At 62.9% G+C, this 4,821-nt stretch carries 2 protein-coding genes and 1 pseudogene; all 3 read left to right on the plus strand.

What is annotated here, in order from left to right; genetic code table 11:
• Positions 1-1,020: pseudogene (locus tag ACIQ3A_RS13845) on the plus strand (glutamine-synthetase adenylyltransferase); the annotation flags it as partial.
• Between the two features lie 148 nt (positions 1,021-1,168).
• Positions 1,169-2,305 (plus strand): efflux RND transporter periplasmic adaptor subunit, encoded by a 1,137-nt coding sequence (locus ACIQ3A_RS13850; RefSeq protein WP_396432307.1) that lies wholly within the window; start codon positions 1,169-1,171, stop codon positions 2,303-2,305.
• A 9-nt stretch (positions 2,306-2,314) separates the two neighbouring features.
• Positions 2,315-4,821: efflux RND transporter permease subunit (locus tag ACIQ3A_RS13855; protein WP_396432308.1), on the plus strand; the 2,507-nt coding region annotated here is incomplete at its 3' end.

Below are 4,821 nucleotides of genomic sequence, written 5' to 3' on the forward strand. Positions count from 1 at the left end.
GAGGCGGAGTTGCAAGCCCGGCTTGAAGCCCTCAGGCGCACGGGCGAAGATGACGAGGAAAGCTTGCTCAACCTGCTTCGCCGAGCCCACCATGCCGAGCAGTTTCGCACCTTGGCACGTGACGTCGAGGGCGTGCTCACGGTAGAGCAAGTGGCCGATGACCTCAGCGCCCTGGCCGATGCTGTGCTGCGCGTGACCGCCCGCTGGTGCTGGAGCCGCCTGAAAATCCGCCACCGCGAAGAACCTGCCATCGCCATCATTGGCTACGGCAAGCTGGGCGGCAAAGAGCTGGGTTATGGCAGCGACCTCGACATTGTGTTTGTCTATGAAGACGCCGATGAGCGCGCGCAAGAAATTTATGCCGGCTATGTCCGAAAGCTCATCAACTGGATGACGGTCAAAACAGCGGATGGCGATGTGTACGAAATCGACACGGCCTTGCGCCCCAACGGCAACTCGGGCCTGTTGGTCACCCGCTTTGAGGCCTATGCCGACTACCAGCAGCAGCGTGGCAGCAACACCGCCTGGACCTGGGAACACCAGGCCATGACGCGCGCCCGATTTGTCATGGGCCTGCCCTCCTTGGCGCCGCGTTTTGATGCTGTGCGCCACGCCGTCATCAGTGCCCCCCGCGACGCCGCCAGCCTCAAGGCCGAAATTGTGGCCATGCGCGAGCGTGTGCGCCAAGGCCACCCGGTCAAGGCCGATCGCTTTGACGTCAAGCACAGCCCCGGCGCCATGGTCGATGCTGAATTTGCCGTGCAGTATCTGGTGCTGTTGCACACCGCCGCGCACCCCGAATTGGCGGATAACGTGGGCAATATTGCCTTGCTGTTGCGGGCAGAAAAGGCTGGCTTGCTGCCCAAAGGGGTGGGCGAGGGGGCCGCCAATGCTTACCGGGAAATGCGCCGGGTGCAGCATCGGGCGCGCTTGAACGAAGAACCTACCGACGTGCCTGTGGAGGCTTTGGCCACCGAGCGGGATGCGGTGCTGGCTTTGTGGCAAGTGGTGATGGTTTAAATGCCCCATCAGCATGCTGCACCCGTGCGGGGTTTGTAGTCCAGACACGCCTGACTGCAAGCAGACAGCTTTCCCCCTCAAAGTCTTGGGAAAACCTTCCCGCTAAACTCCCCACACGCCCACGGGGTGTTAAAAAAGAGAAAGTGTCATGAAAAAAATCAGCGGATGGGTTGGGGCGTGGGTATTTGTTTTCGTGGGTCTTGGCAGTACGAGCTGGGCCGCTGAAGACAGCAAGTTGCCGGCGCCTGCAAAGCCCTCCTTGACGGTGACGGTGGTGACACCAAAAATGGGCTCGCTGGCCCAAAAAATCAGCGCCAATGGCAACCTGGCCGCTTGGCAAGAAGCCATCATCGGCGCCGAAGCCAATGGCTTGAAGATCACCGAAGTGCGCGTGAATGTGGGCGACCGGGTGCAGCGCGGTGACGTGTTGGCGGTGTTGCAAGCCGACACCTTGCGTGCCGAGCTGGCGCAGGCCGAGGCCACCTTGGCCGAGTCCACCGCCAGCGCCCAAGAGGCCAAAACCCAAGCCGAGCGGGCCCATAGTCTGCAGCAGCAGGGCTTTTTCAGCAACGCGCAGCTGAGCCAGGCGCTGGCCGCTGAGGCTTCGTCGGTGGCCCGTGTGCAGTCGGCCCGTGCCATGGTGCAGCTGCAAGGCGTCCGCTTGTCGCAAACCCAGGTGCGTGCGCCCGATGCGGGCGTGATCTCGGCGCGGCAGGCCACGCTGGGCAGCGTGGTGGGCGCGGGCACCGAGTTGTTTCGGCTGATTCGCCAGGGCCGCATCGAGTGGCGGGCCGAGGTGACCGCAGCTGAGATCGGCGGCATCCAGCTGGGGGCGCCTGTGCAGATCAAGGCTGCCAGCGGCCAGTTGTTGCAAGGCAAGGTGCGCATGCTCGCGCCCTCGGTCGATGCGCAAACCCGCAACGCCCTGGTGTATGTGGATTTGCCCGCGCAAATTGGCAGCGCCCGCGCGGGCATGTTCGCCCAGGGCGAGATCGCTATGGGCCAGAGTCAGGCACTGACCGTGCCGCAAACGGCGGTGGTGGTGCGCGATGGCTTCAGCTATGTGTACACCGTCGGGGCCGATCAGAAAGTCAGCCAACTCAAGGTGCAAACCGCACGCCAGAGTGGCGACCGTGTGGAGGTGACCAGCGGCCTGAAAGCCGATGCCCTTGTAGTGGCCAGTGGGGGTGCCTTCTTGAACCATGGCGACACGGTGCGTGTGGTGGATGCTGTGGCACGCGATGCGGCGACCAGCGCCGCCACCGCTAAGCCTGCCAGCAAATAAAGGGACCTCATGCTCAACGTCTCTTCCTGGTCGATTCGCAACCCGATCCCGGCTGTCATGCTGTTTGTGCTGTTGTCGGTGGCGGGCCTGATCGCTTTTGGCACCATGAAAGTGCAGAACTTCCCTGACCTGGATTTGCCCACCATCACGGTCAATGCCAGCTTGCCGGGCACAGCGCCGTCGCAGCTCGAAACCGATGTGGCCCGCAAGCTGGAAAACGCGCTGGCGCCATTGCAGGGCCTGAAACACATCACCACCAAAGTGCAAGATGGCTCGGTCTCGATCACCGCCGAGTTCCGCATGGAAAAGCCAGTGCAGGAAGCCGTTGACGACGTGCGCTCGGCCATCCAGGGCGTGCGCGCCGACTTGCCTAGTGACTTGCGCGACCCGATTGTGCAAAAGCTCAACCTGGCTGGCACGCCTGTGCTGGCCTACACCGTGCGCTCTGGCCGCATGGACGACGAAGCCCTGTCTTGGCGGGTCGACAACGACATCACCCGCAAGCTCTTGTCGCTGCGCGGTGTGGGTGCTGTCAACCGCGTGGGCGGTGTGACGCGCGAGGTGCGTGTGGCGCTGGACGTGAACCGCCTGCAGTCGCTGGGCATCACGGCGGCCGAGGTGTCGCGTCAACTCAAACAAGTGCAGCAAGAGGGCTCGGGCGGGCGCATGGATCTGGGTGTGGGCGAGCAGCCAGTGCGCACCTTGGCCACCGTGAAGACGGCGGAGGAAGTCGGCCGGATCGAGTTGGCCACATCGCGTGGGGCGCGTGTGCGCCTGGACCAAGTGGCCACCGTGAGCGACACGCTGGCCGATGCCCGCTCAGCCGCTAGCCTGAACGGCACGCCGGTGGTCGGCTTTGAGGTGGTGCGCAGCAAAGGCGAGAGCGAAGTGGCCGTCGGCCGCTTGGTGCGCCAGGCCTTGGCCGACTTTCGGCTGCAGAACCCCGACATCGAGATCACCGAAGCCTTTGACTTTGTGACCCCGGTGGAAGATGAATACAACGGCTCATTGCTTCTGCTTTACGAAGGCGCCATTTTGGCGGTGTTGGTGGTCTGGCTTTTTTTGCGCGATTGGCGCGCCACCTTTGTCTCGGCCGTGGCCCTGCCACTGTCGGTCATTCCGGCCTTCATCGGCATGGCTTATCTGGGCTTTTCGATCAACGTGGTGACCTTGCTGGCGCTGTCTTTGGTGATCGGTGTGCTGGTGGACGATGCGATTGTGGAGGTGGAAAACATCGTGCGCCATTTGCGCATGGGCAAGTCGCCGTACCAGGCCGCCATGGAAGCGGCCGACGAGATCGGTTTGGCGGTGATTGCCACCACCTTTACCCTGATCGCGGTGTTTTTGCCCACGGCCTTTATGGCCGGTATTCCTGGTCAGTTCTTCAAGCAGTTTGGCTGGACGGCATCGTTGGCCGTGTTTGCCTCACTGGTGGTGGCGCGGGTGCTCACGCCCATGATGGCGGCCTACATTCTCAAGCCCATCGTCACGGCCGCGCATGAGCCCGGCTGGCTTAAGCGGTACATGGTCTGGGCCACTTGGTGCATGAATCACCGGCTGGCCACGATGGTCATGGCCACACTGTTTTTCATCGGCTCCATCATGCTGGTGCCTCTGTTGCCCAAGGGCTTTATCCCGCCCGATGACAACTCGCAAACGCAGGTTTATGTGGAGTTGCCTCCAGGCGCTACTTTGGCGCAAACCCAGGCCAGCGCTGAACAGGCCCGCACGTTGCTGGCGCAGGTGCAGCACATACAAAGTATTTACACCACGATCGGTGGGGGCAGCGCGGGCGCCGACCCCTTTGCCGGGAGTGGCGCGGCTGAGGTGCGCAAAGCCACCCTGACCATTCAGCTGACCGAGCGTGGCACCCGCCCACGCAAGCAGGACATTGAAAACAATATCCGCACCGCCTTGCAGCAACTGCCGGGTGTGCGCAGCAAGGTGGGCCTGGGTGGCTCTGGCGAAAAATATATTTTGGTGCTCACCGGAGAGGACCCGCAGGCCCTTCAAACTGCGGCCATGGCCGTTGAGCGCGACTTGCGCACCATCGGCGGCCTGGGCTCGATCGCCTGCACTGCCAGCCTGGTACGGCCAGAAATTGCGGTGCGCCCAGACTTTGCCAAAGCCGCTGATCTGGGCGTGACCAGCGCCGCCATCAGCGACACCTTGCGTGTGGCCACGCTGGGCGACTACGACGCTGCCCTGCCCAAGTTGAACTTGTCGCAGCGCCAGGTGCCCATCGTTGTCAAGTTGGACGATGGGGCGCGCAAGGACCTCGCCACACTCGAGCGCCTGATGGTGCCCGGTAGCCGAGGCCCAGTCATGCTCGGTCAGGTGGCCAGCATTGAGGTGGCTGGTGGGCCCGCCGTGATCGACCGCTATGACCGCCAGCGCAACATCAATTTCGAGATCGAGCTGTCCGGCATGCCCTTGGGCGATGTGACGCAAGCGGTGCAAAAATTGCCTGCGCTGCAAAGCCTGCCGCCGGGCGTGAAAGTGGTGGAAGTGGGTGA

This window comes from Limnohabitans sp., from assembly GCF_044361985.1.
Taxonomy (GTDB): domain Bacteria; phylum Pseudomonadota; class Gammaproteobacteria; order Burkholderiales; family Burkholderiaceae_C; genus Limnohabitans_A.

What these genes read in the sequence shown, in the direction of transcription:
- ACIQ3A_RS13850 (WP_396432307.1), top strand. Translation starts at nt 1,169, where the DNA reads ATGAAAAAAATCAGCGGATGGGTTGGGGCGTGGGTATTTGTTTTCGTG.